27 protein-coding genes are annotated in these 25,633 nt (G+C 73.7%); 9 read left to right on the top strand and 18 right to left on the bottom strand.

Annotated elements, in window-relative coordinates; genetic code table 11:
• Nucleotides 1-27: 27 nt before the first annotated feature.
• Entirely contained in the window at nucleotides 28-711 is a 684-nt protein-coding gene (locus tag ABD785_RS08605; RefSeq protein WP_344824354.1) for a type 1 glutamine amidotransferase domain-containing protein, read from the bottom strand.
• Nucleotides 712-783: 72 nt separating this feature from the next.
• Here ABD785_RS08605 and ABD785_RS08610 point away from each other — a divergent pair, with 72 nt between their 5' ends.
• The 7 genes from ABD785_RS08610 to ABD785_RS08640 all read left to right on the top strand — a co-directional run bounded on the left by ABD785_RS08610 (nucleotide 784) and on the right by ABD785_RS08640 (nucleotide 7,114).
• Entirely contained in the window at nucleotides 784-1,707 is a 924-nt protein-coding gene (locus tag ABD785_RS08610) for a LysR family transcriptional regulator (RefSeq protein WP_344824356.1), read from the top strand.
• 24 nt (nucleotides 1,708-1,731) lie between these two features.
• Nucleotides 1,732-2,796: an FAD-dependent oxidoreductase gene (locus ABD785_RS08615; RefSeq protein ID WP_344824358.1), complete on the top strand. Its 1,065-nt coding sequence runs from the start codon at nucleotides 1,732-1,734 to the stop codon at nucleotides 2,794-2,796.
• 147 nt (nucleotides 2,797-2,943) lie between these two features.
• Nucleotides 2,944-3,189, top strand: coding sequence for a hypothetical protein (locus ABD785_RS08620; protein WP_344824360.1), 246 nt, complete (start codon nucleotides 2,944-2,946; stop codon nucleotides 3,187-3,189).
• Nucleotides 3,190-3,325: 136 nt separating this feature from the next.
• Nucleotides 3,326-4,642, top strand: a complete 1,317-nt coding sequence (locus tag ABD785_RS08625) for a hemolysin family protein (protein ID WP_344824362.1) — start codon at nucleotides 3,326-3,328, stop codon at nucleotides 4,640-4,642.
• A complete protein-coding gene (locus tag ABD785_RS08630) occupies nucleotides 4,639-5,658 on the top strand; it encodes a hemolysin family protein (RefSeq protein WP_344824364.1) in 1,020 nt (339 codons plus the stop codon). Before ABD785_RS08625 ends, ABD785_RS08630 begins: the two co-directional genes overlap by 4 nt.
• 113 nt (nucleotides 5,659-5,771) lie before the next feature.
• A complete protein-coding gene (locus tag ABD785_RS08635; protein WP_344824366.1) occupies nucleotides 5,772-6,482 on the top strand; it encodes a hypothetical protein in 711 nt (236 codons plus the stop codon).
• An 8-nt stretch (nucleotides 6,483-6,490) separates the two neighbouring features.
• The gene (locus ABD785_RS08640; protein WP_344824368.1) at nucleotides 6,491-7,114 is read left to right on the top strand and encodes an isochorismatase family protein; all 624 of its coding nucleotides are present in this window, start codon (nucleotides 6,491-6,493) and stop codon (nucleotides 7,112-7,114) included.
• On the opposite strand, the gene ABD785_RS08645 is transcribed toward ABD785_RS08640, so the two are convergent.
• The 11 genes from ABD785_RS08645 to ABD785_RS08695 are packed head-to-tail and all read right to left on the bottom strand — an operon-like array spanning nucleotide 7,098 to nucleotide 16,391.
• Nucleotides 7,098-7,916 (bottom strand): HpcH/HpaI aldolase/citrate lyase family protein, encoded by an 819-nt coding sequence (locus ABD785_RS08645; RefSeq protein ID WP_344824371.1) that lies wholly within the window; start codon nucleotides 7,914-7,916, stop codon nucleotides 7,098-7,100. The genes ABD785_RS08640 and ABD785_RS08645 overlap by 17 nt on opposite strands.
• The gene (locus tag ABD785_RS08650; RefSeq protein WP_344824374.1) at nucleotides 7,913-9,076 is read right to left on the bottom strand and encodes an acyl-CoA dehydrogenase family protein; all 1,164 of its coding nucleotides are present in this window, start codon (nucleotides 9,074-9,076) and stop codon (nucleotides 7,913-7,915) included. Before ABD785_RS08650 ends, ABD785_RS08645 begins: the two co-directional genes overlap by 4 nt.
• Complete coding sequence (locus tag ABD785_RS08655) at nucleotides 9,076-9,453, bottom strand: Zn-ribbon domain-containing OB-fold protein (RefSeq protein WP_344824376.1); 378 nt, start codon at nucleotides 9,451-9,453, stop codon at nucleotides 9,076-9,078. Before ABD785_RS08655 ends, ABD785_RS08650 begins: the two co-directional genes overlap by 1 nt.
• Nucleotides 9,450-10,601, bottom strand: a complete 1,152-nt coding sequence (locus tag ABD785_RS08660) for an acetyl-CoA acetyltransferase (RefSeq protein ID WP_344824379.1) — start codon at nucleotides 10,599-10,601, stop codon at nucleotides 9,450-9,452. The genes ABD785_RS08655 and ABD785_RS08660 overlap by 4 nt, the downstream gene beginning before the upstream one ends.
• Nucleotides 10,598-10,975: a MaoC/PaaZ C-terminal domain-containing protein gene (locus ABD785_RS08665; RefSeq protein ID WP_344824382.1), complete on the bottom strand. Its 378-nt coding sequence runs from the start codon at nucleotides 10,973-10,975 to the stop codon at nucleotides 10,598-10,600. The genes ABD785_RS08660 and ABD785_RS08665 overlap by 4 nt, the downstream gene beginning before the upstream one ends.
• Nucleotides 10,972-11,469 (bottom strand): FAS1-like dehydratase domain-containing protein, encoded by a 498-nt coding sequence (locus ABD785_RS08670; protein WP_344824385.1) that lies wholly within the window; start codon nucleotides 11,467-11,469, stop codon nucleotides 10,972-10,974. The genes ABD785_RS08665 and ABD785_RS08670 overlap by 4 nt, the downstream gene beginning before the upstream one ends.
• Entirely contained in the window at nucleotides 11,466-12,431 is a 966-nt protein-coding gene (locus ABD785_RS08675) for a RidA family protein (protein ID WP_344824388.1), read from the bottom strand. The genes ABD785_RS08670 and ABD785_RS08675 overlap by 4 nt, the downstream gene beginning before the upstream one ends.
• Nucleotides 12,428-13,708, bottom strand: a complete 1,281-nt coding sequence (locus ABD785_RS08680; RefSeq protein ID WP_344824391.1) for an MmgE/PrpD family protein — start codon at nucleotides 13,706-13,708, stop codon at nucleotides 12,428-12,430. Before ABD785_RS08680 ends, ABD785_RS08675 begins: the two co-directional genes overlap by 4 nt.
• Nucleotides 13,705-14,898: a CaiB/BaiF CoA transferase family protein gene (locus ABD785_RS08685; protein WP_344824394.1), complete on the bottom strand. Its 1,194-nt coding sequence runs from the start codon at nucleotides 14,896-14,898 to the stop codon at nucleotides 13,705-13,707. Before ABD785_RS08685 ends, ABD785_RS08680 begins: the two co-directional genes overlap by 4 nt.
• Nucleotides 14,899-15,876, bottom strand: a complete 978-nt coding sequence (locus ABD785_RS08690) for an LLM class flavin-dependent oxidoreductase (protein ID WP_344824397.1) — start codon at nucleotides 15,874-15,876, stop codon at nucleotides 14,899-14,901.
• Nucleotides 15,873-16,391: a MaoC family dehydratase gene (locus tag ABD785_RS08695; protein ID WP_344824401.1), complete on the bottom strand. Its 519-nt coding sequence runs from the start codon at nucleotides 16,389-16,391 to the stop codon at nucleotides 15,873-15,875. Before ABD785_RS08695 ends, ABD785_RS08690 begins: the two co-directional genes overlap by 4 nt.
• A 100-nt stretch (nucleotides 16,392-16,491) precedes the next feature.
• Between ABD785_RS08695 and ABD785_RS08700 the strand changes: the two genes are divergently transcribed.
• Both ABD785_RS08700 and ABD785_RS08705 read left to right on the top strand, forming a co-directional pair.
• Complete coding sequence (locus ABD785_RS08700; protein WP_344824404.1) at nucleotides 16,492-17,964, top strand: class I adenylate-forming enzyme family protein; 1,473 nt, start codon at nucleotides 16,492-16,494, stop codon at nucleotides 17,962-17,964.
• Nucleotide 17,965: 1 nt separating this feature from the next.
• Complete coding sequence (locus tag ABD785_RS08705; protein ID WP_344824407.1) at nucleotides 17,966-19,204, top strand: DUF4437 domain-containing protein; 1,239 nt, start codon at nucleotides 17,966-17,968, stop codon at nucleotides 19,202-19,204.
• A gap of 64 nt (nucleotides 19,205-19,268) precedes the next feature.
• Here ABD785_RS08705 and ABD785_RS08710 read toward each other — a convergent pair whose 3' ends face one another.
• The 6 genes from ABD785_RS08710 to ABD785_RS08735 all read right to left on the bottom strand — a co-directional run bounded on the left by ABD785_RS08710 (nucleotide 19,269) and on the right by ABD785_RS08735 (nucleotide 25,508).
• A complete protein-coding gene (locus ABD785_RS08710) occupies nucleotides 19,269-19,865 on the bottom strand; it encodes a neocarzinostatin apoprotein domain-containing protein (protein WP_344824410.1) in 597 nt (198 codons plus the stop codon).
• Complete coding sequence (locus tag ABD785_RS08715; RefSeq protein ID WP_344824413.1) at nucleotides 19,862-20,452, bottom strand: neocarzinostatin apoprotein domain-containing protein; 591 nt, start codon at nucleotides 20,450-20,452, stop codon at nucleotides 19,862-19,864. Before ABD785_RS08715 ends, ABD785_RS08710 begins: the two co-directional genes overlap by 4 nt.
• Nucleotides 20,449-22,089 (bottom strand): P-loop NTPase family protein, encoded by a 1,641-nt coding sequence (locus ABD785_RS08720; RefSeq protein ID WP_344824416.1) that lies wholly within the window; start codon nucleotides 22,087-22,089, stop codon nucleotides 20,449-20,451. Before ABD785_RS08720 ends, ABD785_RS08715 begins: the two co-directional genes overlap by 4 nt.
• A complete protein-coding gene (locus tag ABD785_RS08725) occupies nucleotides 22,086-23,147 on the bottom strand; it encodes a hypothetical protein (protein ID WP_344824418.1) in 1,062 nt (353 codons plus the stop codon). The genes ABD785_RS08720 and ABD785_RS08725 overlap by 4 nt, the downstream gene beginning before the upstream one ends.
• A complete protein-coding gene (locus ABD785_RS08730) occupies nucleotides 23,144-24,118 on the bottom strand; it encodes a hypothetical protein (RefSeq protein ID WP_344824421.1) in 975 nt (324 codons plus the stop codon). Before ABD785_RS08730 ends, ABD785_RS08725 begins: the two co-directional genes overlap by 4 nt.
• Nucleotides 24,119-24,191: 73 nt before the next feature.
• A complete protein-coding gene (locus ABD785_RS08735) occupies nucleotides 24,192-25,508 on the bottom strand; it encodes a WxL domain-containing protein (RefSeq protein WP_344824424.1) in 1,317 nt (438 codons plus the stop codon).
• Between the last annotated feature and the right edge of the window lie 125 nt (nucleotides 25,509-25,633).

Genomic DNA, 25,633 nt, shown 5'->3' on the forward strand with positions numbered 1-25,633 from the left:
CAGGCGCGGCCGTCCGCGGGGACGGGGTCAGCCCAGCTTCTTCAGCAGCTCGGCGGCGAGCGGCGCGGACGACATCGGGTTCTGGCCCGTCACGAGGTTCCGGTCGACGATCACGTGCGGCGTCCACGGGGCGCCGGTCCTGACGTCGGCGCCGATCTCGTTGAGACGGTCCTCCAGAAGCCAGGGCGCCTTGGCCGCGAGGCCCGCCTGCCGCTCCTCCTCGTTGGAGAAGGCGGTGATCTTCCTTCCGGCGAACGGCGAGGTGCCGTCGGCGTTCCTGGCGGCCAGCAGCGCGGCCGGACCGTGGCAGACCACGCCGAGGGGCTTGCCGGACTCGAGCGCGGCGGTGAGCAGGGCGCCGGAGGCGGAGTCCACGGCCAGGTCCTCCATCGGGCCGTGGCCGCCGGGGTAGAACACCGCGTCGTAGTCGCCGAGGTCGGCCTCCTCGAGCTTCAGCGGCTTCGCCAGCCCGGAGATGGCGGCCAGGCCGGGCGCCGGGTCCTCGCCGCCGTTGGCCTCGGGGGCGAGACTGCCCTGGTCGGCCACCGGCTCGACCCCGCCGGGGGTGGCGAACACGACCTCGTGACCCGCCCCGGTGAAGGCGCGGAACGGGGCGAGCAGCTCCTCGGCCCAGTAGCCGGTCGGGTGCTCGGTGCCGTCGTTCAAAGTCCAGTGGCGGGCGCCGGTGACCACGAAGAGAATCTTGGACATCGCTGTCTCCTTAAGGTTTCCGGATTTCCACGCTAGGCCGGAAGGCTCAAGCCGCAAAATAGACTGACCGATGTGATCGATAGGAATACCAATGGATCGCTGGATCTCGCCCAGCTGCGGACCTTTCTGTCGGTCTACCGCGCCGGGTCCCTGACCGCCGCCGCCAGGCTGGTCGGCCTGTCGCAGCCCACCGTGACGACCCAGCTGAAGGCGCTGGAGAAGAGCCTGGGGCGGCCGCTGTTCGAACGGCTGCCCCGTGGTGTCGCCCCGACCGCGGCCGCGGACGAGCTCGCCGCGCGGCTGGCCGGGCCGATGGACGCCCTCGAGGCGATCGCCGGCGGCGGTACCCGCGAGGAACCCGCGCCCGCTCCGCCCGTGCTGCTCGGCGGCCCCGCCGAGATGCTGGCCGTGCTGGCCCTTCCCGCGCTGGCCCCGCTGGCGGGCCGGGGCGTCCGGCTGCGCGTCACGTCCGGCCTCGCCGACGGGCTGCTCGACGGGCTGCGGTCCGGCCGGTTCGACCTCGTGGTCTCGGCGGTCCGCCCGCGCGGCAGGAGCCTGCTGGCCGAGCCGCTCATGGACGAGGAGTTCGTGCTGGTCGCCGCGCCCTCCTGGGCGGACCGGCTGGGCCAGGTGCCGCCGGACGGTGGCGGCCCCGCCCTGCTCGCGGGGGTCCCCCTGCTCTCCTACGCCGAGGATCTGCCGATTCTGCGGCGCTACTGGCGGCATGTCTTCGGCGCCCGGCTGGCGGCGGACCCCGCGATCGTCGTCCCGGATCTGCGGGCCGTGCTGTCGGCGGCCGTCGCGGGGGCGGGGGCCACCGTCCTGCCGCACTACCTGTGCGCCGCCGAACTCGACGCGGGAACCCTGGTCCGGCTGCTCGACCCCGACGATCCGCCGATCAACACCGCCTACCTGGCGCAGCGGGTCGGCGCTCAGATCCATCCGCACGTCCGGCTCGTCCGGGACGTTCTGCTCGCCCGCGGTTCCACCTGGTGAATCCGCCCTTGAGATGATCGGGGCATGGACAGCATGGACGTGGCCGTCGTCGGGCTCGGGCTGGCGGGGGCGGCGTCGGCCCGGGCGCTGAGCCGCCGGGGCCGTTCGGTGACGGTTTTCGAGGCCTTCGCTCCCGGCCATCGCAACGGGAGCTCGCACGGCAGTGCCCGGATCTTCCGCCGCGGCTATCTCGACCCGTTCTACATCGAGCTGACCGGGCGCGCCCGCACCCTCTGGCACCAGGTGGAGGCGGAGTCGGGCGAACGGCTGCTGACCGTGACCGGCGGCCTCGACCACGGCTCCGCGCGTGAGCCCGCACGGCTGGTGGAACTGCTCCGCGAGCACGGCGTCGCCGCCGAGCTGTGGACGGCGGGCGAGGCGGCGGCCCACCGTCCGGGCGTGGTCTTCGACGGGCCCGTCGTCTTCGACCCGGAGTGCGGGGTCCTCGACCCCGAGCGGACGATCGCCGCCCTCCTCGCGCTGTCGGGCGCCCGGGTCCACTACGAGACCCCCGTCCGCCGGCTCGAGCCGGACGGGCACGGGGTGCTCCTGCACACCGACGAGGGCGTGCGGCACGCGCGCACCGTCGTCGTGGCCGCCGGCGGATGGACGGTGCCGCTGCTGCCGGACCTGGCCGGGCTCCTCCCGCTCACGGTCGGCCAGCAGCAGGCGTTCTACTTCCGCCCCGGCCCCGGGAGGCCGTGGCCGACGCTCGTCCACGACAGCGACGACGGTGACCTGATCTACGCCCTTCCCGAAGGGCCGCTGATGAAGATCGGCGAGCACTCTCCTGGAACCCCGACCACCGCGGAGGCCAGGGACTTCGTCGTCGATCCCGCCGCCAGAGAACGGGTCACTGCCTACGTGGCGCGGTGGCTTCCCGGGCTCGACCCCGTTCCGGCCGGTGAGACGTCCTGCCTCTACACCTGGGTGCGGGAGGAGGACTTCGTCATCGACCGCAGCGGCGACATCATCGTGTGCTCCGCCTGCTCGGGCCACGGCGCGAAGTTCACCCCGCTCCTCGGTGAGCTCGTCGCCGACCTCGCCGACGGCGGCCCGCCGCTTCCGCGCTTCGCCTTCCGCTCCTGACCGGCGGGCGTCCCGGCGGGTGCGCCCGGGCCGAGGCGTGATCCACCGGTGATCCCGCGCGAGATCCACCGGTTTGGCCCGGCCGTTCGGGGAACGTTTGTGGCCATGGGCGGCTTTGTCGGCACGTTGGTGAAGATCGTAGGAGTGGTGATCTACGAGGGAGTGGTCACCTGGGGTGCGAGCGTCCTCCCCGAACTCCTGCCTTACTGGCTCGGGATCAGCTTCGTCGCGGTGATCATCGCGGTGGCGGTGCCGATCGGCATCCTTCCCTTCCTGGCGCCCAGGACCGAGACGGGTCCCGAGGCCGAGCCCGAAGGGGGCCTGGGCCGGAGCCTGCTGAACCGGACCCGCCATCTCGTCGAGGCGTCCGGCGAGCGGGGCCCGTTCCGCTAGGGTGATCTTGGTGCAACTTCTGATCGTCATGGTTCGTTGGCAGGTCAGAACACGTCTTCAGGAAAGGAGCGCTGGTGTCCGGTAGTTCGGACCCCGGTCATAGACGCAGGCGACCGCGAGCTCGGGAGGCGAGCCGATGACGGTCGCGCTCGGTCTTGTCGCGGTCTTCGTGCTGACCGCCGCCACGGGATACTTCGTGGCGCAGGAATTCGCTTATGTCACCGCCGACCGGCTGGCGCTGCGCCGGGCGGCCGACGAGGGGGACAAGAGGGCCGCCCGCGCGGTCCGGGTGCTCGAACGGCTGTCGTTCATGCTCTCCGGCGCGCAGCTCGGCATCACCGTCACCACACTGGTCGTGGGCTTCATCGCCAAGCCCGCCCTCGCCGAGGTGATCTCCCCGCTGCTCGAACCGCTCGGCATCTCCTCCGGCATGGTCGACGGGCTGGCCCTCGGGCTCGGCTTCGCGCTGGCCACCGTGATCCAGATGGTGCTGGGCGAGCTGCTGCCCAAGAACCTCGCCATGGCCAAGCCGGAGGAGCTGGCCCGCATCCTGGCCCCGTCCACGCTGCTCTACCTGCGGGTCGCCGCCCCGCTGATCAAGTTGTTCGACTCCGCGGCCAACCGCCTGCTGCGGGCCGTGGGGGTCGAACCCGTCGAGGAACTCCACCACGGGGCGACGCTCCAGGAGCTCGGGCACATCATCGGCGAGTCCGAGCAGCACCTCGACCACGAGCACGTCGACCTGCTCGAACGGGCCCTGGTCTTCTCCGACCACACCGCCGACGAGGCGATGATCCCCCGCGTCGACGTGGTCACCGTCTCCGCGACGGCGACCGTCACGGAGATCAACAAGGTGATGGCCGAGCACGGTCACACCCACTATCCGGTGCTCGGCGACCGGGTCGACGACATCATGGGCGTCGTCGGGCTCCGTGAGCTCCTGCCCGTCCCGCCCGAGCGGGAGGGGGAGGTCCTGGCCCGCGACATCGCGCGTCCCGCGATCGTCCTGCCCGGCAGCCTGGCGCTCCCGGACGTCTTCGCCGAGATGCACGACCGCGGCGATGAGGTCGTCTGCGTCATCGACGAGTACGGCGGCTTCGCCGGAATGCTCACCCTGGAGGACGTCGCCGAGGAACTGGTCGGCGAGATCGCCGACGAGGACGACCTCGACCATCCGCTCGCCCTCCAGCGCTCCGGCTGGTGGCACCTCGACGCCGGGCTGCGCATCGACGAGACCGCCCAGGTGACGGGCGTCGACCTGCCCGAGGGCGACTACGACACCGTCGCCGGGCTGATCCAGCACCGCCTGGGCCGCCTCGCCAGGGCCGGGGACCTCATCCATCTCACCGGACCGGACACCGACATTTCCATCGAAGTGCTGACCATCGACCATCACGTCCCGGAACGGATCCGGCTGCGCGGCGAGCCCGTCCTGGCGGAGGACCAGCGATGAACCTCGCCACCGGCCTGCTCCTGACCCTCCTGCTGCTCGTCGGCAACGGCTTCTTCGTCGCCGCGGAGTTCGCGCTGGTCGCCGCCAAGCGGCCCCGGCTCGAACAGGCCGCGGCGGAGGGGAGCCGCGCCGCGGCCTCCGCCGTCGCGGGCATCCGCGAGCTGTCGCTGATGCTCGCCGGGGCCCAGCTCGGCATCACGATGTGCTCGCTCGGCCTCGGCGTGGTGTCCGAGCCGGTGATCGCCTCGGTCCTCACCCCGCTCTTCCACCAGGTCGGGCTCTCCACCGGTGTCTCGCACGTCATCTCCTTCGCGATCGCGCTCGCCCTGGTGACCTTCCTCCACATGGTCATCGGAGAGATGGCGCCGAAGTCCTGGGCGATCGCCCACCCGGAACGGTCGGCGACGCTCCTGGCGCTGCCGTTCCGCGGCTTCACCAAGCTGTTCCGGCCGGTTCTCACCCTGCTCAACGGGATCTCCAACACCCTGCTGCGCCTGGTCAAGGTCCATCCCCGCGACGCCTTCGAGGTGTCACGGACCCCGGAGCAGCTCGGCCATCTCATCGAGGAGTCGCGCCGGCTGGGCCTGATCGAGGAGGCGGACCGCAACGTCCTCAGCCGGGCACTCGCGGCCCCGAACGCGGGGGTCGAGGAGATCACCACTCCGCTCGCGGACGTCACGACCGTCTCCGTCCGGGACGACGCCGCGGCGGTCATCGCGACGGCGCGGCGCACGGGCCACACCCGCCTGCTGCTCCGCGCCGCCGACGGGACCGTCCTGCCGAGGCTCGTCCACGCCCGCGACGCCCACCTGGCCCGGGCCCTCGGCAGTGCCTACGACCCGGAGTCGAAGGCCCATCCGGTGCCGTCCCTGGCCGAGGGCACCGGGGTCGCGGACGCGGTGGCGCTGCTGCGCGAGCAGCACAGCCAGCTCGCCCTGGTCCACGCCCCGGACGGCACGCCGACCGGGCTGATCAGCCTGGACGACCTTCTGATCCGCCTCCTCGCACCGGCCTGACGGCCCGCCCGAGCGCCGCACGGCCCGCCCTTCCTCACCGAGGGGGCGGGCCGTCCCGTTTTCCCGCCACGGGAGACCTGTTTTGGAAACGCTGTTTCCCTTATGGTGAGGGCTTGAGCGAGAGACGGGAGCGCACGGTGGTACTGAGAGCTGGACGGGCGATGGTCGCGGCCGGGACGGTGGTGGGGGCGCTGACGGTCGGAGCGGGCCCGGCCGCCGCCGAGGGATCCGGAGCGGCGGAACTGTGCCTGCGGGCGCAAGGGCAGGTGGCGAACGTCCACAAGGCGGAGTTCGCGGCGGCCGGAGGGACGATGACCAATGTCGACTATCCCGACAAGGCGTCGTTCGAGAAGTCGAAGCCGCAGGTCAGCCCGCTGACGACCGGCTCCTACGTCACCTACGAGGACGAGGCGGGGACGCTGCCCGAGCAGATCAGGTGCAAGGGCAAGACCGCCGACCATCTCCAGGCCGTCTACGGACAGGCCGTCGCGGGCCCCGAGCAGGCCTGCTCGGTGGTCAACGCCGAGACGCTCCGGCAGGTCGCCGCGGGCCTCAGCCCCGCGGAGCGGGCCGCGGCGCGCTTCCGTCCCGAGAACGTGGTCGTCGACGGCGACTTCCCCGGCTTCACCGGCTGGGACTGGCTGATGGACTTCCCCGTCGCCTACGTCGCCTGGTGGGACGGGAAGCTGCACCTGCCGTCCAAGGCGCTGTCGGCGCCGTGGTCGTGGGTGCTGCTGCCGGAGTCCTTCCGCGGGCAGCACTACTGCACCCTGGTCGCTCCGTCCCACCTGAAGCGGCTGATGCTCGGCCAGGCCTCCGTCTAGGCGCCCTGATGGATCTCGAAGAGGACTACGCGAAGGCCGGATTCGGCGGGACCCTGGCCTTCGGGCGGCGTCCGGCCGTCCTGGTGGTCGATGTCGCGCTCGCCTACCTGGAGCCGGACTCCCCGCTGTACGCGGGGGTGGAGGACGCGGTCGCCGCCTCCGCGACCCTGGTCGCGGCGGCCAGGGAGAGCGGGGTGCCGGTCGTGTTCACCCGGGTGGAGTACCAGCCGGGCGGCGCCGACGGCGGGCTGTTCCACCGGAAGGTGCCCGCGCTCGCCGCGTTCGAGGCGGGCAACCCGCTGGGCGGGTTCCCCGCGGACCCGGCGCCGCTGCCCGGCGAGGTGGTGGTGGTCAAGCAGTACGCGAGCGCGTTCTTCGGCACCTCGCTGGCCGCGACGCTCACCGCGACGGGCGTCGACTCCCTGCTGATCTGCGGGCTGTCCACCAGCGGTTGCGTGCGCGCCACCGCGGTGGACGCCCTCCAGCACGGCTTCGTGCCCTACGTGGTGGAGGACGCCTGCGGCGACCGGGACGCCCGCCCGCACGAGGCGGCGCTGTTCGACCTGCGGCACAAGTACGGCGAGGTCGTGCCGCTCGGCCGAGCCCTGACCCTGCTCAGCGCGGCAGGCTGAGCACCCGCCTGGCCGACCGGACGACCGCCTCGTCGACGAGCCTCCCATGGGCGTCGACGCAGACGGCCGATCCGGCGGCCAGCGCGGCGGTGTACCGGCCGACCACGTCCTCGGCGGCCTTGATCTCGTCGGCCGAGGGAGTGAAGACGTCGTGCACGACGGGGATCTGGTGCGGATGGATGCACGCCCGGCCGGCGAAGCCCAGCGCCCGCAGCCGCTCGGTGGAGGCACGGAAGGCGTCGAGGTCGCGGAACTCCGTGCTCACCGGAGCCATCGCCGGCGCGATCCCGGCGGCTGCAGACGCCAGGACGACCATCGACCGGGCCAGCAGCAGCTCGAGCCCCTCCGGCCCAGGACGTACCCCCAGGTCGGCGCCCAGGTCGGCCTCGCCGAGCTGGAGCCGCACGACCCTCGGCGCCCGGGCCAGCTCGGCCGCCGCCAGGACCGCGGCGGCGGACTCCAGCAGCGGGACCAGCCGGTGGTGGCCGTCCAGGAGGGGGAGCAGCCCGGCGAGCCCGGCCACGGACTCGGCCTTCGCCACGCAGAACCCCGCCAGGACCGGCCGCGACACCGCCCGGACGTCCTCGTGCCCCGCCTCGCCGGGGTTGATCCGCACCCACAGCTCGGGACGGTCCCCGTCACCGAGGGAGTCGAGCCAGGCGGCGACCTCCCCCCTGGCCGCGGCCTTGCCCGAGAGCGGGACGGCGTCCTCGAGATCGACGATCAGGGCGTCGGCGCCGCTGCCGAGGGCCTTGGCGAGTTTGGCGGGGGAGTCGCCCGGCACGTACAGCGCCGACCTCATCCGATCACGTCCTTGCCCGAGATGAGGCCGCGGGCGATGACGGTCCGCATGATGTCGTTGGTCCCCTCGCCGATGCTCATCAGGGGGGCGTCGCGGTAGAGGCGCTCGACGTCGAACTCGGTGGAGTAGCCGTAGCCGCCGTGGATCTGCATCGCGGCGAGCGAGCAGTCGATGGCCGCCTCGGAGGCGACGGTCTTGGCCATGCCGGCCTCGGTGTCGACCCGGCGCCCGGCGTCGGCGCGCGAGGCCGCCCAGTAGACCAGCAGGCGCGCCGACTGCACCTTGATGGCCATGTCGGCGAGCTTCATCTGGATCGCCTGGAAGTCGTGGATCTTCTGCCCGAACGCCTCCCGCTGCCCCGCGTAGGCGAGGGCGGCGTCGTAGGCGGCCTGGGCGATGCCCAGCGACCGGGCCGCGACGTTGATCCGGCCGATCTCCAGCGCGGAAAGGACCTGCTGGAGCCCCCGCCCCTCGACTCCGCCGAGCAGCCGGTCGGCCGGGACCTCGGCCGCGTCCATGACGATCTCGCAGGACTCGGTGCCCTTGTAGCCGAGCTTCGGCAGGTCGCGCAGGACCCGGTAGCCGGGGGTCCCGGCCTCGACGAGCAGGACCGACATGCCGCGGTGGGCGGGGTCGGCCGCCGGATCGGTCTTGACCAGGACGGGCAGCGGGTCGGCGTACCGGGCGTTGGTGATCCAGGTCTTGGTGCCGCTGACCAGGTAGCGGTCGCCGTCCCTGCGGGCGACCGTGGAGATGCCCTGGAGGTCGGTGCCCGCGCCCGGTTCGGTGAGGCCGATCCCGCTGCGCCGGGCGCCGGTCGCGAGCTCGGGCAGGTACCGCTCCTTCTGCCCGGACGTGCCGTGCCGGGCGATCATCCAGCAGGCCAGGGTGTGGCTGCCGAGGATTCCCGCGATCCCCATCCACGCCTTGGACAGTTCCTCGAAGACCAGGGCGAAGGAGACGAGGTCGGCGCCGAGCCCGCCGTACTCCTCGGGCACGGTCAGGCCGAACAGGCCGAGCTCGCGCATTCCCGCGACGATCTCGGTGGGATAGCGGCCGCTCGCCTCCCACTCGCGGGCCACGGGCCGGATCTCCCGGTCGGCGAAGTCCCGCAGGGTGGCGCGGAACAGGCGCTGCTCGGCGGTGAGCTCGAAGTCCATCAGGGGTGCTCCAGCGGTGTGAAGACGGGCAGGTTGAGCCCGTCGGGGAGGGGCGTCCAGGAGAGCCGGACGGGCTGGTCGCAGGCCCACGGCCCGTCGCCGGTGAGCCGGGTCAGCAGGATCGGGCCCTCCTCGAGCCTGACCCGGGCGACCGTGTAGGGCGTGGACTCTCCGGCAGGGGAGCGGTGCACGACGGTGAAGGAGTCGACGGTGCCGCGGCCGGAGACCTCGACGAGGTCGAGCGCGTCACCGCCGCATCCGGTGCACAGGGCGCGCGGGTAGTGCTGGAGCCGTCCGCACTCCAGGCAGCGCTGCACGGTCAGGACGCGGCGCCGGGTCGCCTCCCACCACGGTGCGGTGATCTCGTCGGGGGTCACGGGAGCGCCTCCTCGGTCCCGAGCAGGACCGTCGCGTGCGACGACAGGATGCCGCCGGTGCCGTGCGCCAGAGCGATCTTCGCGTCCGGCACCTGGCGGGCCCCGCAGTCGCCGCGCAGCTGCCGGACGGCCTCCACCAGCAGGAGCAGCCCGAGCATGCCGGGATGGCAGGAGGACAGGCCGCCGCCGGTGGTGTTCAGCGGGAAGGAGCCGCCGGGGGCGATCCGGCCGCCGGAGACGAAGTCCGGTGCCTCGCCGCGGCCGCAGAATCCGAGGTCCTCCAGGGAGAGCGCGACGGTGATGGTGAACGAGTCGTAGATCTGGGCGACGTCGACGTCGTCCGGGCGCAGCCCCGCCCTGGCGAACGCGGCCCGGCCGGAGACCAGGGCGCCGGTCCGCAGCAGGTCGGGCGACTGGCTCATCGAGCTTCCCGTGGTGCACTCGCCGTAGCCCAGGACGTGGACCGGGGGGCGGCGCAGGTCGCGTGCCCGGTCGGCGGAGGTGAGGACGATCGCGCCGCCGCCGTCGGTGACCAGGCAGGCGTCGAGCGCGCCGATCGGGGAGGAGATCATGGGGGCGGCGAGCACCTCCTCGACCGTGAGCGGGCCCGCCTCGTGACGGAAGGCCGCCGGGTTGAGCAGCGCCCACGCGCGGGCCGCCACGGCGATCTCCGCCAGGAACTCCCGGCCGCGCCCGTGGACGTGGAGATAGCGCTGGGCGGCCATCGCGTAGTACGACAGCGGATACAGCGGGGCGTAGGGGGTCTCGAACTGCGCTTCGGGCGTCCAGGGGTCGACGGCGCCGCCGAGGCTGCGCGAGCGGGCGGAGCGCTGGTCCGAACCGTAGGTGATCAGCACGGTCGTGCACTGCCCGGCCTCGATCGCCTGGACGGCCCTGGCCACGTACATCTCGAACGCCGAGCCGCCCGCGAACGTCGAGTCGGTCCAGACCGGGCGCAGCCCGAGGTAGTCGGCGACCTGCGCGGCGGAGAACCGGCCGGCGCCCGCGGTGGCGAGACCGTCGACGTCGCCGAGGGCGAGCCCCGCGTCGGCGAGAGCCCGCCCGACCGCCTGCGCCTGGAGCTGGAGGATCGACTTCCCGGTGAGGCCGAGGTCGGACTCGGCCGCCCCGGCGATCGCGACGCTCACCCGCGCCTGCGCAGGACCGCGCCGGCCGGGGCGACCGCGACCCGGCCGTCCGCCTCGATCCGCAGGGCGACGGTGATCTCGTCGTCGCTCTCGGCCGTGACCTCACCGAGGCAGCGGACGGTCTCCCCGGCGAAGACGAGGCTGCGGAACCGGAAGTGCAGCCCGGTCAGCTCCCAGCCGGGGCCGAGCCAGTCCTGGACCTGCGCGGCGAGGAGGGCGCCGAACATCTGGCCGTCCACGACAGGGGCGTCGAGACCGCGTTCGGCGAGGTAGGACGGGTCGTAGTGGAGCCGGTGCCAGTCCCAGGTGGCCCCGGCGTAGGCGATCATGTCGGCGAGCTCGATCTTCCGCTCGAGCGGCGGGACCGCGGTCACCGCGGGTCCAGGGCGAGATGGATGAGGGTCTCCTCGTTGGTGGCCAGCAGCGTGCCGTGCTGGTCGGTGTAGCGGGCGACCGAGGTCACGACGAGCATGGCCGCGCCGTTGCCCGCGGTCCGCTCGGTCACCGCCTCGAGCCGCCAGGTCGTGGTGACGACGTCCGACGGGCCCGCCGGCCGGTGGAAGGCGTAGGAGTTGCCGCCGCGGATCAGCCGGGTGCCGGGGATCTCGAGGTCCCAGCCGTGGCCGGGGAAGCCGTGGTCGTCGCGGGGCAGCCCGGTGAACTGGTTGGTCTCGCAGAGCAGCGTCGGCGGGGCGATCACGTCGGGATGGCCGTGCTCGCGCGCGTGGGCGGCGTCGGTGTACAGCGGGTTGCGGTCGCCGACGGCCTGCGCGAAGTAGCGGATGGCCGCCCGGCCGAGCTCCTCCGGCGCGGTGTAGACGACCTCGCGGCCGACCATCGCCTCGATCTCGGGGGTGAGCAGGCTCATCGCAGCACCGCCGTGGGGACGACCTCGAGCAGGAACTCCGGCCGCAGCAGCGCGGAGCAGACCACGGTCGTCACCGCGGGGACCGGCCCGAAGTACTTCTCCCGCAGCGGGGCCAGGGCCGCGAGGGCGGGGACGGCCTCGGGCGTCGCGTACTCCACCAGGGAGACGATCTCGGCGCCCGGGACCTGCCGCAGCACGGTCTGGACGTTGGCGTAGGTGAAGTCGGCCTGGGCGGCCAGGTCGCCGGGGAACAGCGCCCGCTGGGTGACCGGTTCGAGCGCGGCGAAGCCGGACATGAACAGGGTCCGCCCGGCCAGGACGCCGGGACGGTAGGTGAGGGTGTCGTACCGCTCCCATCCCGGGTTGACGGTCTTCAGCGGGGCCCGGGAGGCGAGGGCGTCCAGGGAGACGCGGGAGTCCAGGCCGTCCACGAGGATCCCGGCCGAGGCGGGGAAGACCGGGGCCCCGTCGCGGTCGGTTCCGCCGAGCAGTTCGCGGCGGGGCCGTCCGCACCGGGGGTAGTCGGCGCGCGTGGCCGTCTCGGTGTAGTCGGTGGTGCGGACGAGGGCGCCGGGCCGCAGTCCCGCCGCGGCCAGCAGATCGGCGGCCTGGAGGAGGCAGTCGCGGTACTGCTCGCGGAAGTCGCCGTTGGTGCGCGGGCGCAGGCTCGGCAGGTAGACGGTGTCGTCGGCGATCCGGGCGACCGCGTCGCGGGTGCGGACCGGCTCACCGCCGCCGGGGTGGGCGGTGAGCTCCACCAGCGTTCCGCCCTCGACGCCGGGCAGGGCCGCGACCCGCACGGTGGAGACGGGAACGGGGTGGCCGCCGAGCGGTGACCGGTCGGGCGGAGCCCCCGTCACGTACTCGGTGACATGGACGAGGTCGCCGACGTCGAAGGCGTGCGAGGCGAGCGCGTCGAGCGCCGCCGCGTAGCCGGGGACGCCGGGCAGGCGGAGCGTCACTGATGTACCTCCAGTGCGGTGAGGACGGGGGAGAGGGAGGGCAGGGAGGCCAGGTCGAGGACGAGATCGGCGACCGGGCCGAGCGAGGCCTTGGTACGGATGATCCGTTCCACGCGGGGGTCGCCGGGGGCGCCCGAGGCGCGGGGGACCGTCCGCTGCCGCACGGCGCCGCCGGTCTGCCGGACGGTGATCCGGGCGGGCTGGTCGGCGGCGGGTCCCGGGGAGCCGACGGGCACCGCGACGATCCGGCCGGCCAGGGCGCGGACCTCGGGGCGGTCGATCACCGAGTAGTCGAGCGTCCCGTCGAGGAGGAGCGCCGCGACGCTCCACGCCAGGCTGAACTTGGCGTCGTAGGGCGTCACGGGGGGCTCGCCGCAGACGATCGGCACGGCGTCGGGGTGCAGGGTGACCTCGATCCGCTCCACGGCGGCCGGATCGACGGAGGGCCTGACCAGGACGGCCGCGTCGAGGGCGGCGTGGAGCAGCCGGCAGGCCGGGTAGGGCTTGACGGAGACCTGTTCCAGTTCCCAGCGTTCGCCCAGGCCGTCCAGGATCGCGGTGGCGGCCGGGGTCTCCCCGAGGAGCGCCCGGTAGAGGCCGTACTCGCCGTCGAGGATCCGTTCGGGCCCGGTCAGCCCGGCCTCGGCCAGCCGGGCGGAGAGCACGCCGTCCTGCGCGGCGAACCCGGTGTGGACCTGCTTGACGGTGCCGCCGCTGCGCAGGAACTCCAGCAGCCCGGCCGCCCTGCTGCCGGCGATGCCGAGCGCGTGGACCGTTCGGTCGGCGTCGAGCCGGTACAGCCGCGCCGCCGTCAGCGCGGCCCCGAACACCCCGCACACCGATGTGGCGTGCAGGCCCCGCGCGTGGAAGCCGTGCGGGACCGCGGCGGCCAGCCGGCAGATCGTCTCGATGCCGGCCCCCGCGGCGGCGACGATCTCCGCCCCGCTCGCGCCGGTCTCCTCGCCCACCGAGAACGCCACCGGCAGCACCACGGCCGTCGGGTGGACGAGACCGCCCGCGTGGGTGTCGTCGAAGTCCAGCGCGTGGGCGAGGGCGCCGTTGGCGAAGGCCGCGGCGGGCGCGGGCAGCCGGAGCGGTCCGGGAAGGACCGTGGCCTCGGGCACTCCGCCGAACGCCCGCGCCACCGTGATCGCGGGCCCGGCCGCCCCCTCCCTGACGGCCGCCATCACGCAGCCGAGACCGTCGAGGAGCAGGCGCGTCACGGCCCGCTCCGGCGGCCGGGGCGTCCACTCCGCCAGGGTTCGGCCGACGCTCATCCGAAGGCCCCCGCGGCGTTCAACGCCGAGATCCGGACGGAGTCGTAGCCGAGCAGGTCCCGCACGATCGGGTCGAAGTCCTCGCCCCGGCGCGGCGCCCTGCGGTGCTCGGCCGGTGCGTCGCCGACCCTGACGGGCGAGACGAGGTTGCGCAGGGTGCCGTAGCGGGGGTGCTCGGTCTCGGCGATCAGGCCGCGGGCGGCGGTGTGCGGATCGGCGAGCGCGGCGGCGACGTCGTTGATCGGCCCGCTGGGGATGGCGGCGGCGCCCAGCGCGGCCAGCCACTCGCCGGCCGGACGGGCCGCGAAGATCCGCTCCAGCTCGGGGACGAGGGTCCCGGCGTGCTCGCGGCGGTCGGCGAAGGTCGCGTACCGGGGGTCGGCCGCCAGGTCGGGACGGTCGATGACGACCGTGAGCCGCTGCCAGAACTTCTCCTTCGCGCAGCCGACGACGATCCAGGCGTCGGCGGCCCGGAAGGCCTGGAACGGCACGAGCGAGGGATGGGCGGAGTTGCGGGTGCGGACCGGGGAGAAGCCCGCGTTGAGGTGCCACACCCCGGGATAGGTGAGCATCGAGACGGCGGTGTCGAACAGGGAGACGTCGCAGTCCATGCCGACGCCGTCGCGGCGGGCCGCGTGCAGCCCGGCCAGCAGGGCGAGGGCCGCGACGAAACCGCCGGAGTAGTCGACCAGGGACAGCCCCGACTTGGCCGGGGGCCCGTCGGGCTCGCCGGTGAGGTCCATCCAGCCCGCGAGCCCCTGCAGGATGTAGTCGTATCCGGGCTCGGCCGAGCGCGGCCCCGTCATGCCGAATCCGGTGAGGGAGCAGCAGACGATCGCCGGGTTCAGGTGCTTCAGGTCGGCGTAGGTGATCCCCAGCTTGGCCGGGACGTCGCCGCGGAGGTTGGAGTAGACGACGTCGCTGACCCGGACGAGATCCTCGAACACCGACCGTCCGGAGGGCAGCGACAGGTCCAGGGACACCGACCGCTTGTTGCGGTTGAACGCCTCGAAGAACAGGGAGTCCTCGTCCTCGGCGTAGGGCGGGACGTACCGGCCGACGTCGCCGCCGGTGTTCGGGTCCTCGATCTTGATGATCTCCGCGCCGAGGTCGGCGAGGTGCAGAGAGCCGAAGGGGCCCGCTCCGTACTGTTCGAGGCTGACGATCCGCACGTCTTGCAGGGGCCGCATCTAGAGCGCTCCGATCAGGTCGATGATCCGGTCCTGGGCGCGCCGGGTGCGCTCCGGTTCGAGCCCGTGGACGGGAGGGGCGAGCTTGATCGAGGAGGCCGTCCCGGCGTAGGCGCGGACGCCCTCGGCGACCTCCTCGGGGTCGCCCGAAAGGGTCAGCGCGGCGGCCATCTCCTCCGGCACGTCCGGGGGGAGTCCGGCCCGGAACGCGGCGCCGACGGCCGCGTGCTCCCCGGCGAAGCCGTGGAAGGCGAAGAAGTCCGCGTAGGTGCGGACCGAGGCGTAGAAGCCGACCGTCCCGGCGGCGGCGCGGCGGGCGGCGGCCGGGTCGGGATCGATCGAGCAGCAGGCCGACACCACGATCTCCGGGGTGCGGCCGGCGGCGGCCAGCCCGGGGGCGATCCGCTCGGCGAGGTAGCGGGGCGAGCCCAGCTCGTGGGAGATCCAGCCGTCGGCGATCTCCCCGGCGAGCGCGGTCATGGCGGGCCCGACCGCCGCGAGGTGGACCGGGATCCGGGTGCGGACCGGCTCGGGGCGCCGGTAGCCGCGCATCCGCAGCGAGCGGCGCGCGCCCTCGTGGAGCAGGGGTTCCCCGGTGTGGGCCGAGGCGACGACCAGCCGGATGATCTCGACGGTGTCGCGCATCCGGCCGACCGGTCCCTCGAACGGCTGGCCGTGCCAGTCCTCGATCAGCCGGCGGACCCCCGAGCCGAGGCCGAGGACGAGCCGGCCGCCGCTCAGCTCGTCCAGGTCGAGAGCCTCCAGCGCGGTGACGAGGGGGCTGCGGGCGAAGGCGAGCGCGACGGCGGTGCCGATCCTGGCCCGCTCGGTGCGGGCCGCCACGGCGGCGGCGGTCACGGTCGCGCTGCGGTGCAGTTCGGAGACCCACAGCGTGTCCGCGCCCGCCCGCTCGGCCCGGACCGCGGCGTCGACGAGCTCGCCGAGGGTCTCGCCCCAGGGGGCGTAGCCGATCCTCACGGCTGCATCGGGCCCGTCTTGGCGGTGGGGAAGTAGCCCTTGTCGTGGGGGGCGTCGCGCTTGTAGAGCATGACGGTCCGGTTCCAGGAGATGATCTCCTCGCCGTCCTGGTTCAGCCCGCGGGTCCGGCACGACAGGATGCCCGCGTACGGCCGCGACTTCGACTCGCGCTTGTCCGTGACGATCGACTCGGCGTAGACGGTGTCGCCCACGAACACCGGGTGGGTGAGCTTGATGTCGGTCCAGGCCAGGTTGAGCAGCGCGGTCTGGCTCATGTCGATGACCGACAGGCCCAGGACGAGCGCGACCGTCAGGCCCGAGTTCACGATGATCCGGCCGTAGGGGGCCCGGGCCGCGAAGTCGGCGTTGAAGTGGTTCTGGTTCGTGTTGAGGGTCAGCAGCGTGAACCAGGTGTTGTCGGCCTCGCTGATGGTCCGCCCGAACGGGTGCTGGTAGATCGCGCCCGGCTCGAAGTCCTCGTAGTACTTGCCGATCCGGGCCTCGTGCAGGGTCACCCTCGCTCCTCCGACCGCCTTGACGTGGCCGCCCGGCGGCGACCATGCTTGCGGGCATAATGAAACACTGTTTCTCCATCCGAAACAAGCGGGAGACGGGATGCAGCTCTCCATAGCGGGCGGGATCCGCCAGTTCGCGGTCGCGAGCCCGGACGGCGTCGCGGTGATCGACGGCGCGCGCAGGCTCACCTTCCGAGGGCTGCACGACCGGTCGAGCCGGCTGGCCAACGCGCTGCTGTCGGCGGGCCTGGCCCCCGGGGCGAGGGTCGCGGTGCTGCTGGGGAACCGGCTCGAATGGCCCGAGATCGCCGCCGGGCTAGCCAAGGCGGGACTGGTCCTGGTGCCGCTCGGGACCAGGTCGACCCCGGCGGAGAACCGGTACATCCTCGAGCACTCGGGCTGCGCTGCGCTGGTCGTCGACCGGGAGCTGTCCCGGGCCGTGGCCGAGCCGCCGCCGGTGGTCCTGGAACTGGGCGGGAACTACGAGGGCGCGCTCACCGGAGCCTCGCCGACCGACCCGCTGGTGCCGGTCGGCGAGCACGATCCGTTCACGATCGTCTACACCTCCGGCACGACGGGACGGCCGAAGGGCGTGGTCATCAGCCACCGCTCCCGGGTGCTGACCTTCTACTGCGCGGCGCTGGAGTGGCGGCTCGGCCCCGGGCGGGTCAGCGTCGCGGTCGCGCCGATGTACCACGGCGCGGGGTTCGCGTTCGGGTACGCCCCGGTGTTCACCGGCGGGACCGTGGCGATGCTGCGCTCCTTCGATCCCGACGGCCTGCTCGCGCTCGTCGCGGAGGTGCGGGCGCAGAGCGTCTTCCTGGTGCCGACCCACGCCCACCAGCTCCGGGCCTCGGGCGCCGTCGGCAGGCATGACCTGTCCAGTCTCGACACCCTCTACTTCAACGCCGCAGCGCTGCCCGCCGCCCTCAAGGACTGGGTGCGCGAGGCCTTCCCCGGCGTGGACGTGCACGAGCTGTACGGCTCGACCGAGGCGGGGATCGTCACCGACAGCCGTCCCGCCGACGCCCGTCCCGGTTCGGTCGGGCCGCCGTGGTTCCTCACCGAGCTGCGGATCGTCGACGACGAGGGCCGCCGGGTGCCGCCGGGAGAGCCAGGGGAGCTGTTCTCGCGCTCACCGTTCCTGATGAACGGCTACCTGGACGATCCCGCCGCCACCGCCGCCTGCACGTCCCCCGACGGCTTCTTGAGCTCGGGCGACATCGCCGTCCAGGACGCCGACGGCCATGTGACGATCGTCGACCGCAAGAAGGACATGATCATCTCCGGCGGGGTGAACATCGCCCCGCGCGAGGTCGAGGAGGTCCTCGCCGGCTGCCCGGGCGTCGCGGAGGCCGCCGTCGTGGGGCTGCCCGACGAGCGCTGGGGCGAGCGGGTCACCGCGTTCGTGGTCCCGCTGCCCGGCGCCGCCCCCGACCCGGACGCGCTCGTCGCGCGCTGCCGGGAGGTCCTGGCCGGGCCGAAGGTGCCCCGCCGGATCGAACTCGTGACCGCCCTGCCGCGCAACGCGGCCGGGAAGATCCTCAAGCGAGAACTGCGAAAGGAAGGCTGACGTGCGGCCGCATGTGGAACTGATCCAGGAGAACGACTATGTGTGGCACGGCGCCGAGCTCGTCGGCGGCGAAGGCCGGGCCAGTGAGCGGCGGCTGTCGGTGGACGAGGAGGACGGCTCCTGCTCGCTGCGCGTCGACTTCCACACCCGCTGGGGCCGCGGTCCCGGCGTGCACCACGCGAACACCGAGTTCTACGTCCTCGACGGGGCGATGACCTACGACGGCAGGGAGTACGGCAAGGGAGGCTACCTCTACGTGCCGAAGGGCGTTCCCGCCGAGGCGCTCGTGTTCGCCGAGGGCACCAAGGTGCTGCACTACCGCGAGTACGGCGACGCCGGTTTCGACGCCGGAGCGGACCGCCGCGACGGCTCCCGCGAGGAGGTGATCGCCCTGGACACCGAGGCCATGACCTGGGACGCCGTGCCCAACGCCGGCCCCATGCCGGGCCTGTTCATCAAGTACCTGCACGTGGACCCCGAGACCGGCTTCTACACCCGGCTCGTCCACGCCCAGGAGGGCTGGACCGACCACCGCCTGGCCCACCACCCCTGCTACGAGGAGGCGTACACGACCCAGGGCCACATGGAGTACAACTTCGGCACCCTGGACCTCGGCACCTACTTCTTCCGTCCCGCCCGGGTGAAGCACGGCCACTTCACCACCCAGGAGGGCGGGGCGACCTGGCTCCTGCGCTCCGACGGGGAGCTGCTCAACTGGTACACCCAGAACGAGTGGATCCGCTGGGGCGGCGAGGCGGCCAACTACGCCGACCGGATGCGCTGGTCGCAGTCCTCGCACGACCTGGGCGCGGGCTCACCACCCCGCTCGGAGCGCGACGTCGCCGAGCTGACGGCCTCGGTGGAGTTCCAGCTCTCCCAGGGCGAGTCCGACGACCCCTACGTCCCGCACGGCCGGGGCACCGACAAGAGCCTGATCGCCATCGCCAAGGCCCTGGACGCCGCCTCGCTCCAGGGCGGCCACGGGCACGACCACTCCCACGACGATCACTCCCATGACCACTCGGGCGGCCACTCGCACGACGAGGGCGGAGCCGCGCGCGTCCACTGGGACGGCGAGCCCCGCGCCCTGGAGCACCCCGACGAGCGCACCGACGGGCATGCCCACAACCGCGGCCGCGGCCGCGCCTGGAAGCCCGGTTCGCCCGTCCCCGCACCGATCCCCTCCACCCTGCCCGTCCGCAGCCGCTCCACCGGCCGCTGGGACGGCGACGGCATGTGAGACCGGAAGCATGAAGGCCCCGGCCGGTCCTCCAGGGATCGGCCGGGGCCCTTCACGTGCTCCGTCAGCGGGTGCGGCGGCGAGGGAGCAGGAACAGCACACCGAGCCCGGTGAGGACGAGTGCCGACGCGGCGAGGGCGAAGGTGGGGACACCATCGGGGCTTCCGGTGTTCGGCAGGCTCGACGTGCTGGAGGGGGAGGTGCCGGGGCTGGCGGAGCTGCTGGTCGTGGGGGTCGTGCCGGAGGACGAGGAGAAGGTCAGCGGCACCATCGTGAGAACGTTGGACGGGTCGGTCAGGCTGGTCACGCCGATCACACAGGCCCCGGCCTTGGCGGTGCAGTCGGTGCCGCCGATCTCCTTGACCAGGGTGATCTTGGTGCCCTTGGCTCCCGGCTTCCACTTGCCGCTCGCGTCACCGGTGCCCAGCAGCGAGCCGCTGATGTTGCAGTCGCTGGTACCCGTCACCTTGGGTTTGCACTGGCCGACCGCGACGGACAGCAGATTGGGCGCCAGGCCCGTCAGGGAGGTGACGGAGATGACGTCGCCGACCTTCAGTCCCGTGGTCTTGCTCAGGCTCAGCTTGGGCGCGGCGTGAGCGGCACTGGAAAAGGCCAGCGCGCCCGCGAGGGCGATGGCCGCGGTGGTCTTCAAGGCTTTCATGTGATCCTCCTGAGGGACTGGTTCCTGGCGGCGACGACGGTGACGATGACGAGCAGGCCGGCGGTGAGCAGCCACAGCGGCCAGGACGGGCCGCCGACGCCGTCCGGGTCGGACGCCGCGGTGGTCGCGGCGGCCGAGGGCGCCGCGGTGGCGGGCTGGAACTCGGCGCCCTCGAAGGCCACGTTCACCACGGCGGTGTTGGCCTTCTCGACCGCCGACGGCACGGTGCCGGGGAGCGGGGCGACGCCGATGACGCACTGCCGCTTCCGGCAGTCGAAGCCCTTGAACGCGGCGTGGACGGTCAGGGTGACGGTGCGGATCCTGCCGTTCCCGTCGGCGTTGACGAACGCGGCGCCCCCGTCGAGATCGCAGTCGTCCGGGCCGTTGGTGTAGCCCTCCCGGCACATGCCGACGGCGATCTGCTTCAGCCCGGGCTGGAAGCCTTCGCCCGTCACGGTGATCTTCTGGCCCTCGGTGAGGCCGGTGACGGCGCTGACCTTCACCACCGGCGGGGCGGCGGCAAGGGCGGGAGCCGGGACGGCCGTCACGATCAGGGCGGGAAGGAGGAGCAGGGGGAGGCGTTTCACGGTCGTCCTTCCAGGCACTCGGCGAGTTGCCGTTCGGTGGGGCGCACCAGTTCCTTCGCGATCCGGCCGCGCTTCAGCACATGCGCCCGGCACGGCAGGGCGGCGGCGAGTTCGAGCGCGGGTTCGGCGAGCACCACGGCCGCGCCGGTCCTGGCGAGGCCGGTGACCGCGACGGCCAGGGCGGGGTCGAGTTCGCGGGCGTCCACGAGCACGAACCGGGGTTCGGCCAGGAGCGCCTCGGCGAAGCCCAGGAGCAGGGCGCCCTCATCGTCGATCCGGGCGACCGGCTGGGAGCGCCGGGCACGCAGCGACGGGAAGGCGTCGAGGACCCGGTGAGATCGCGCGACGCCGCCCAGAACACTCAGCCGCTCGGCGACCGTCCGGTGGTCGGCGGCGGGCCGGTGCGGAATCCGCCGGCAGATGCCCAGCTCGGCGCGGCGGGCGGCGTCCAGGCGGGTGATGTCGCACCCGTCGGAGAGGATCCGGCCGCCCTCGGCGGGCCGCTCCCCGGCGAGCAGGTCCAGCAGATCGACCGCGCCGGGCCCGTACAGGGCGACGATCTCGCCGGGCCGGGCGACCAGGCCGATCTTGTACAGCTCCCGGGAGGACAGCCGGTGCAGCGCCAGCGGCGGCCCGGTGCGGCCGGGCGCGGGAAGCGTCCGGATCGACAGGAGCGCCAGCAGCGCCACCGGGATCGCGTTGACGGTCAGCGCCGAGCCCGCCCCGGTGAGGGCCGCCGCCAGGGCGTCGCCGCCGATCCCGGCCAGGCCTCCGCCCAGCAGGACCAGCGCGCAGGCGGCGTCCGGCGGATGGCCGTGGTCGAGCCGGACCACGGCTGCCCCGGCCCCGGCGATCCCGGCCGCGACGCCCGCCGCCAGCGCGGCGGGCGCCGGAGCGGTCGCGCACAGGACCGGACCGCAGGCCGCGACCACCAGCAGGGCGGGAACGTCGCCGACGAGCCGGGCGAGCGGCACCACCAGCAGCGCCCCGGCGGCGACGGCCGCGAGCAGCAGGTACATCCGGTCGGCGCCGAAAACCTCCCACCGGAACAGCAGCAGGTGCGCCCCCGGCAGGAGGACCGCGCCGACGGCGTACCCGGCCCCGGCGTGCGCGGCGAGCGCGGCCCGGGAGTGCCGGAGCCGGTCGCGGATCCGGCCGCCCTCGCCCGCGATCGCGGTGAGGCCGAGCACCGCCGACCCGATCCCCGCCACGGCGAGGCCGAGCCGCGGCATGTCCTGCCAGACCGCGGCGACGAGCACCGCCCCGGCCAGGCCGCCCAGCACCCCGACGGGCACCCGGCCCGCCCCGGCGCCGTGCGTGGCGGCCAGGATCGGCGGCAGCGCGGCCCCGGCCAGCAGGACGAGGGTCGCGAAGACCGGGATCGCGGGGACCGCGGCGGCCAGGACCAGCAGCAGGCCGGGAACGGCGGCCACGAGGGCGAGCCGCCGGGAGCGGGCGAGCCTTCCCGCCGACGCCAGCGCGGCGGTGCCGAGCAGGACCCCGGACAGCGCCATGTAGCCGACGACGACGCCGGGGATGCCGACGATCCCGCCGAGGCCGTCCTGGAGCAGGATGAGAGAGCCGAGGCCGAGGCCGGGGGCGGCGGCCGCGGCGCCGGGCACGCGCGCCGCCTTCACCGTCCGCTCCCGAGCTCGCGCGGCCCGTCGGGGGACCGGCCGGCGAGGAACCGGTCCAGGGCTTCGGGATCCACCAGCCGGGGGCCCTTCAGATAGGCGACGAGCGCGGGCCGGTCGATGACGAGGGTGTCGCCGTCGACGCGGCCCGCGGTGCTTTCGAGGTAGCCGAGCAGCGCCGACCGGTCCAGCGGCTCGGACAGCGCGGGCGCGACGGCCGCCGCGGGTGCCGCCGGTGGGCGCCGCCGTCGGCGGATCGCGGCCCGCACCCCCAGCACGAGCAGGACGAGGGCGGCCAGGTTCACCCCGAACAGCCCGTAGGGATAGGTGCTGAAGGAGGTCTCGAACGGCACCTGGCCCGCGAACCTCCCGCCGACCACGAACGTGCCGTAGGAGGCGGGCGGCAGCTCCACCGGAACCCGGAAGACGGCCGTCCTCCCCGGCTCGACGGTGCCGGTCGGCGGGGCGGTCACCGGGGAGTCGGCTTCGCCGCCCGCGCCCCACCCGACGACCAGCGGGGCGTTCACGACCTTCTGCCCGCCGCTGTTGCGGACGGTCAGCACGAGGGTCCTGCGGGTCCGCCAGCCGAGCAGTTCGCTCCAGGTCCCGCCGCCGGTCAGCTCGGCGTCGATCAGGTCCACCCGGACGGGCTCCGCCTGCTTGACGACCGCGGCCTGCGGATGGCCGAGCACCTCGAACGGCAGGTTGAGCGTCTGCTCGGGAACACCCGGCGGAGTCGTCAGATGCAGCACGCAGGGGCACGGAACGGGGGGAGCGGTGACGCTCAGCCCGGCGTCGAGAGTGCCGTCGGGAGCGACGGGCACGGTCACCGCGCCCGAGGCGTCGCAGTCGGCGGAGCCGTTGACGCCCATCCGGCCGCAGACGGAGATCTGCACGGAGATCCCGGCGGGCCAGCCGACCCCGTGGACCCGCACGACCGTTCCCGGGGCGGCGTCGGCCGGCGCGGCGCTCGCTCCGGCCCCGTCCCTGGCCGCTGCGGGAACGGGACCCGCGATGAGGAGCAGGGCGACGAGCGCGGCCGTGCCGCGAAGGAGACTCATCGGCGGACGATTCCGGCGCGGAGCCGCCAGCTGCGGATCAGCGGAGGGACCCCGAACCAGAGGAGCGCCATCGCCGCCGCGCCGATCAGGACGGTGAGCCAGGGCACGACCACGTAGCCGGTGCGGGTGCGGGAGATCAGGCCGGTCGCGGTGCTGGTCTCGACCGTGACCGTCACCTTGTCGAGCGGCGGCGGCGACGCCCAGGGGAGCGACAGGTCGAGATGCTGGCCCGGCAGCAGCTCGGGCAGCGAACGGGAGGGGAAGTCGCGCAGGACCCGGCCGAACGCGCCGGTGACGCGGACCCGGGCGGCGGGCGACAACCGGACGTTCCCGGTGTTGGTGACCCGGTACCTGATCGTCGCGCCGGGGGCGGAGCCGCGGTCGACGGCGAGCCCGTCCACCCTGACCCCGGGCGTGAGCTGTCCCGCCACCTTGAGGTAGACGCGCGCCGCGACGGCCCGCTGGATCCCGACCCGCGCCGCTCCCGTGTCCTGGACGCCCTCGATCTTCCGGTTCAGGGCCACGAGCCCGCCGATGTGCTCGCCGGGGGTGGCGTTGGCAGGGACGGTCAGCACGAACGGCACGTCGAGGGTTCCGCGGGCCGGCACCGACAGGGTGCTCCTGGCCACCTTGATCCAGGCGCCGACGCCGGACTGGGTCTCCGCGCCCGTCCGCAGGGCGAAGGCGCCGTCGCGCGGGGTGTTGTAGCCGTCCGCGCCGTAGACGTCGAAGGAGATCCGCTTCGCGGTCAGGTTCCAGATCCGGACGGTGTCGCGGATCGCGGTGCCGGGCCGCCCCTCGAGGGAGAAGAACAGCCGCGGCGTGTAGGTCCTGCTGCTGGTCGCGGGCCCGACGGCCCAGGCGCCGTTGCCGGTCGGAGCGGGTTCCGCCGCGGCGGCGGGCGGGGCGCCGCCCAGCAGCGCACCCGCCACGGTCAGGACGGCCAGCGGCCGGCGAAGCGGACGGATCAACGGACACCTCGGTTCTGATGAGAATTCCCCGCCGGACGGGTGCGGCGTCCGGCGGGGAGACTGGGGGCGCGGCTCAGGAGAGAGTGAGGGTGAGGACCGCGTCGTACTCGCCCGCCGCGGTCGCGGCGGGGACGGACAGCGAGAGCCCGGCGTCGGCGTCGTACACGCCGCCGACGGGGCCCGCGGTGCTGTCGGCGACGGAGCACAGCAGCGCGCCGGTCGCCCCGAGCGTGCCGGGGGTTCCCGTGGTGACGGGGCTGGCGCCGGGGTGCGCGGTGCACCGCGGGGTCCAGGTGAGGTTCCCCGCCGGGACCGTGGCGCCCGCGGGGCCGCGGAAGTCGGTGAGCGTGCCGACCAGCGACCAGCCGGTCGAGGCGCCGCGGGCGTCGGAGACGGTGACCCGCTTGAGCGAACCGGTCGCGGTCTCCGCCTCGCCCTTGAGCGTGACGGGCGTCAGATCGACCTCGCCGGGCGCCTGGGCGAGGGTCAGCCGGCCGCCGTTGACGGTCAGGTTGATCTTCTGCTCGGTGCACTGCCCGCTGGGCTTGGCCGCGCAGGGGTCGACCGGAGCGGGAGTGTCGTCCCGGACGGTCACCGCGACGTCCTTGGCGACACCGCCCTGGCTGATCCTGATCCGGTGGGCTCCGGCGGCCGTGCCTGCGGCGATCTTCGCGCCGCCGGTGAGCTTGCCGGAGGCGTCGACGGCCAGGGTGCTGCCGGTGATCCCGGAGGCCTGGCAGCCGCCGCCCTCGCCGTCGCAGAGCGCGACGGTGACGGGCCCGCTCGCCCAGCCGGTCCCGGTGACGGTGAAGGCGCCGCCGGGGGCGAGGGTGACGGGGTCGACCAGGACGGTGACCGGGGAGGACGCCCCGGTGACGGTCAGGCTGAGCAGGGCCGGCGCGCCCGCCTTCGGGGTGCAGGTGATCGGCACGGACGAGCCGAACGCCACGGCCGTCACGGTGATGACGCCGACGGTGAGGTCGACCTTCCCGGCCGCGGTCAGCGGCACGGACGCGGTCAGCTTGCCCAGCGGGATCGGAGCCTTGGCGGCGATCGGCCCGGTCCTGTTCGGCCCGGCCAGGTCGTAGGAGCCGTCCTGGGCCCCGGACGCCAGGAGCTTGCCGGTGGTCTTCCAGGAGTCGACGGCCACGGGGGAGGTCCCGGGCAGGTCGGAGAAGTCGGCCTCGACGGTGACGGTGTCGCCGACCCCGGTGGAGCCGGATCCGGAGACCTTGACCGTGGCGTTGTAGTCGAAGTGGGTGGTGAAGATCAGGCAGTCGTAGGCGACCGTCCCGGTGCCCGCGCCCGCCGGCCCCGGCAGGGCGACGGTCGCGGCCAGGGCGGTGATGCCGACCGCCAGGCCGCGCAGTACGCTCTGTCTCTCGCTCATGGGCTGCCGTTTCGCTAGAGGAAACTCGGTTTCGCAACTGGGCCTAGGCAACATCGACCGGTGCGCCCCTGTCAAGGGCGGGGGCCGACGCGAAACGCAACTGTTTCATTCTCGGGATCGCCGTT

Source organism: Actinocorallia longicatena (genome assembly GCF_039534125.1).
Lineage (GTDB): Bacteria > Actinomycetota > Actinomycetes > Streptosporangiales > Streptosporangiaceae > Actinocorallia > Actinocorallia longicatena.

Coding starts and splice junctions, on each gene's coding strand:
- ABD785_RS08605 (WP_344824354.1), bottom strand. CDS start 711: ATGTCCAAGATTCTCTTCGTGGTCACCGGCGCCCGCCACTGGACTTTG.
- ABD785_RS08615 (WP_344824358.1), top strand. CDS start 1,732: ATGGACAGCATGGACGTGGCCGTCGTCGGGCTCGGGCTGGCGGGGGCG.
- ABD785_RS08625 (WP_344824362.1), top strand. CDS start 3,326: ATGACGGTCGCGCTCGGTCTTGTCGCGGTCTTCGTGCTGACCGCCGCC.
- ABD785_RS08630 (WP_344824364.1), top strand. CDS start 4,639: ATGAACCTCGCCACCGGCCTGCTCCTGACCCTCCTGCTGCTCGTCGGC.
- ABD785_RS08640 (WP_344824368.1), top strand. CDS start 6,491: ATGGATCTCGAAGAGGACTACGCGAAGGCCGGATTCGGCGGGACCCTG.
- ABD785_RS08645 (WP_344824371.1), bottom strand. CDS start 7,916: ATGAGGTCGGCGCTGTACGTGCCGGGCGACTCCCCCGCCAAACTCGCC.
- ABD785_RS08650 (WP_344824374.1), bottom strand. CDS start 9,076: ATGGACTTCGAGCTCACCGCCGAGCAGCGCCTGTTCCGCGCCACCCTG.
- ABD785_RS08670 (WP_344824385.1), bottom strand. CDS start 11,469: ATGAGCCTGCTCACCCCCGAGATCGAGGCGATGGTCGGCCGCGAGGTC.
- ABD785_RS08680 (WP_344824391.1), bottom strand. CDS start 13,708: ATGAGCGTCGGCCGAACCCTGGCGGAGTGGACGCCCCGGCCGCCGGAG.
- ABD785_RS08685 (WP_344824394.1), bottom strand. CDS start 14,898: ATGCGGCCCCTGCAAGACGTGCGGATCGTCAGCCTCGAACAGTACGGA.
- ABD785_RS08700 (WP_344824404.1), top strand. CDS start 16,492: ATGCAGCTCTCCATAGCGGGCGGGATCCGCCAGTTCGCGGTCGCGAGC.
- ABD785_RS08710 (WP_344824410.1), bottom strand. CDS start 19,865: ATGAAAGCCTTGAAGACCACCGCGGCCATCGCCCTCGCGGGCGCGCTG.
- ABD785_RS08725 (WP_344824418.1), bottom strand. CDS start 23,147: ATGAGTCTCCTTCGCGGCACGGCCGCGCTCGTCGCCCTGCTCCTCATC.
- ABD785_RS08735 (WP_344824424.1), bottom strand. CDS start 25,508: ATGAGCGAGAGACAGAGCGTACTGCGCGGCCTGGCGGTCGGCATCACC.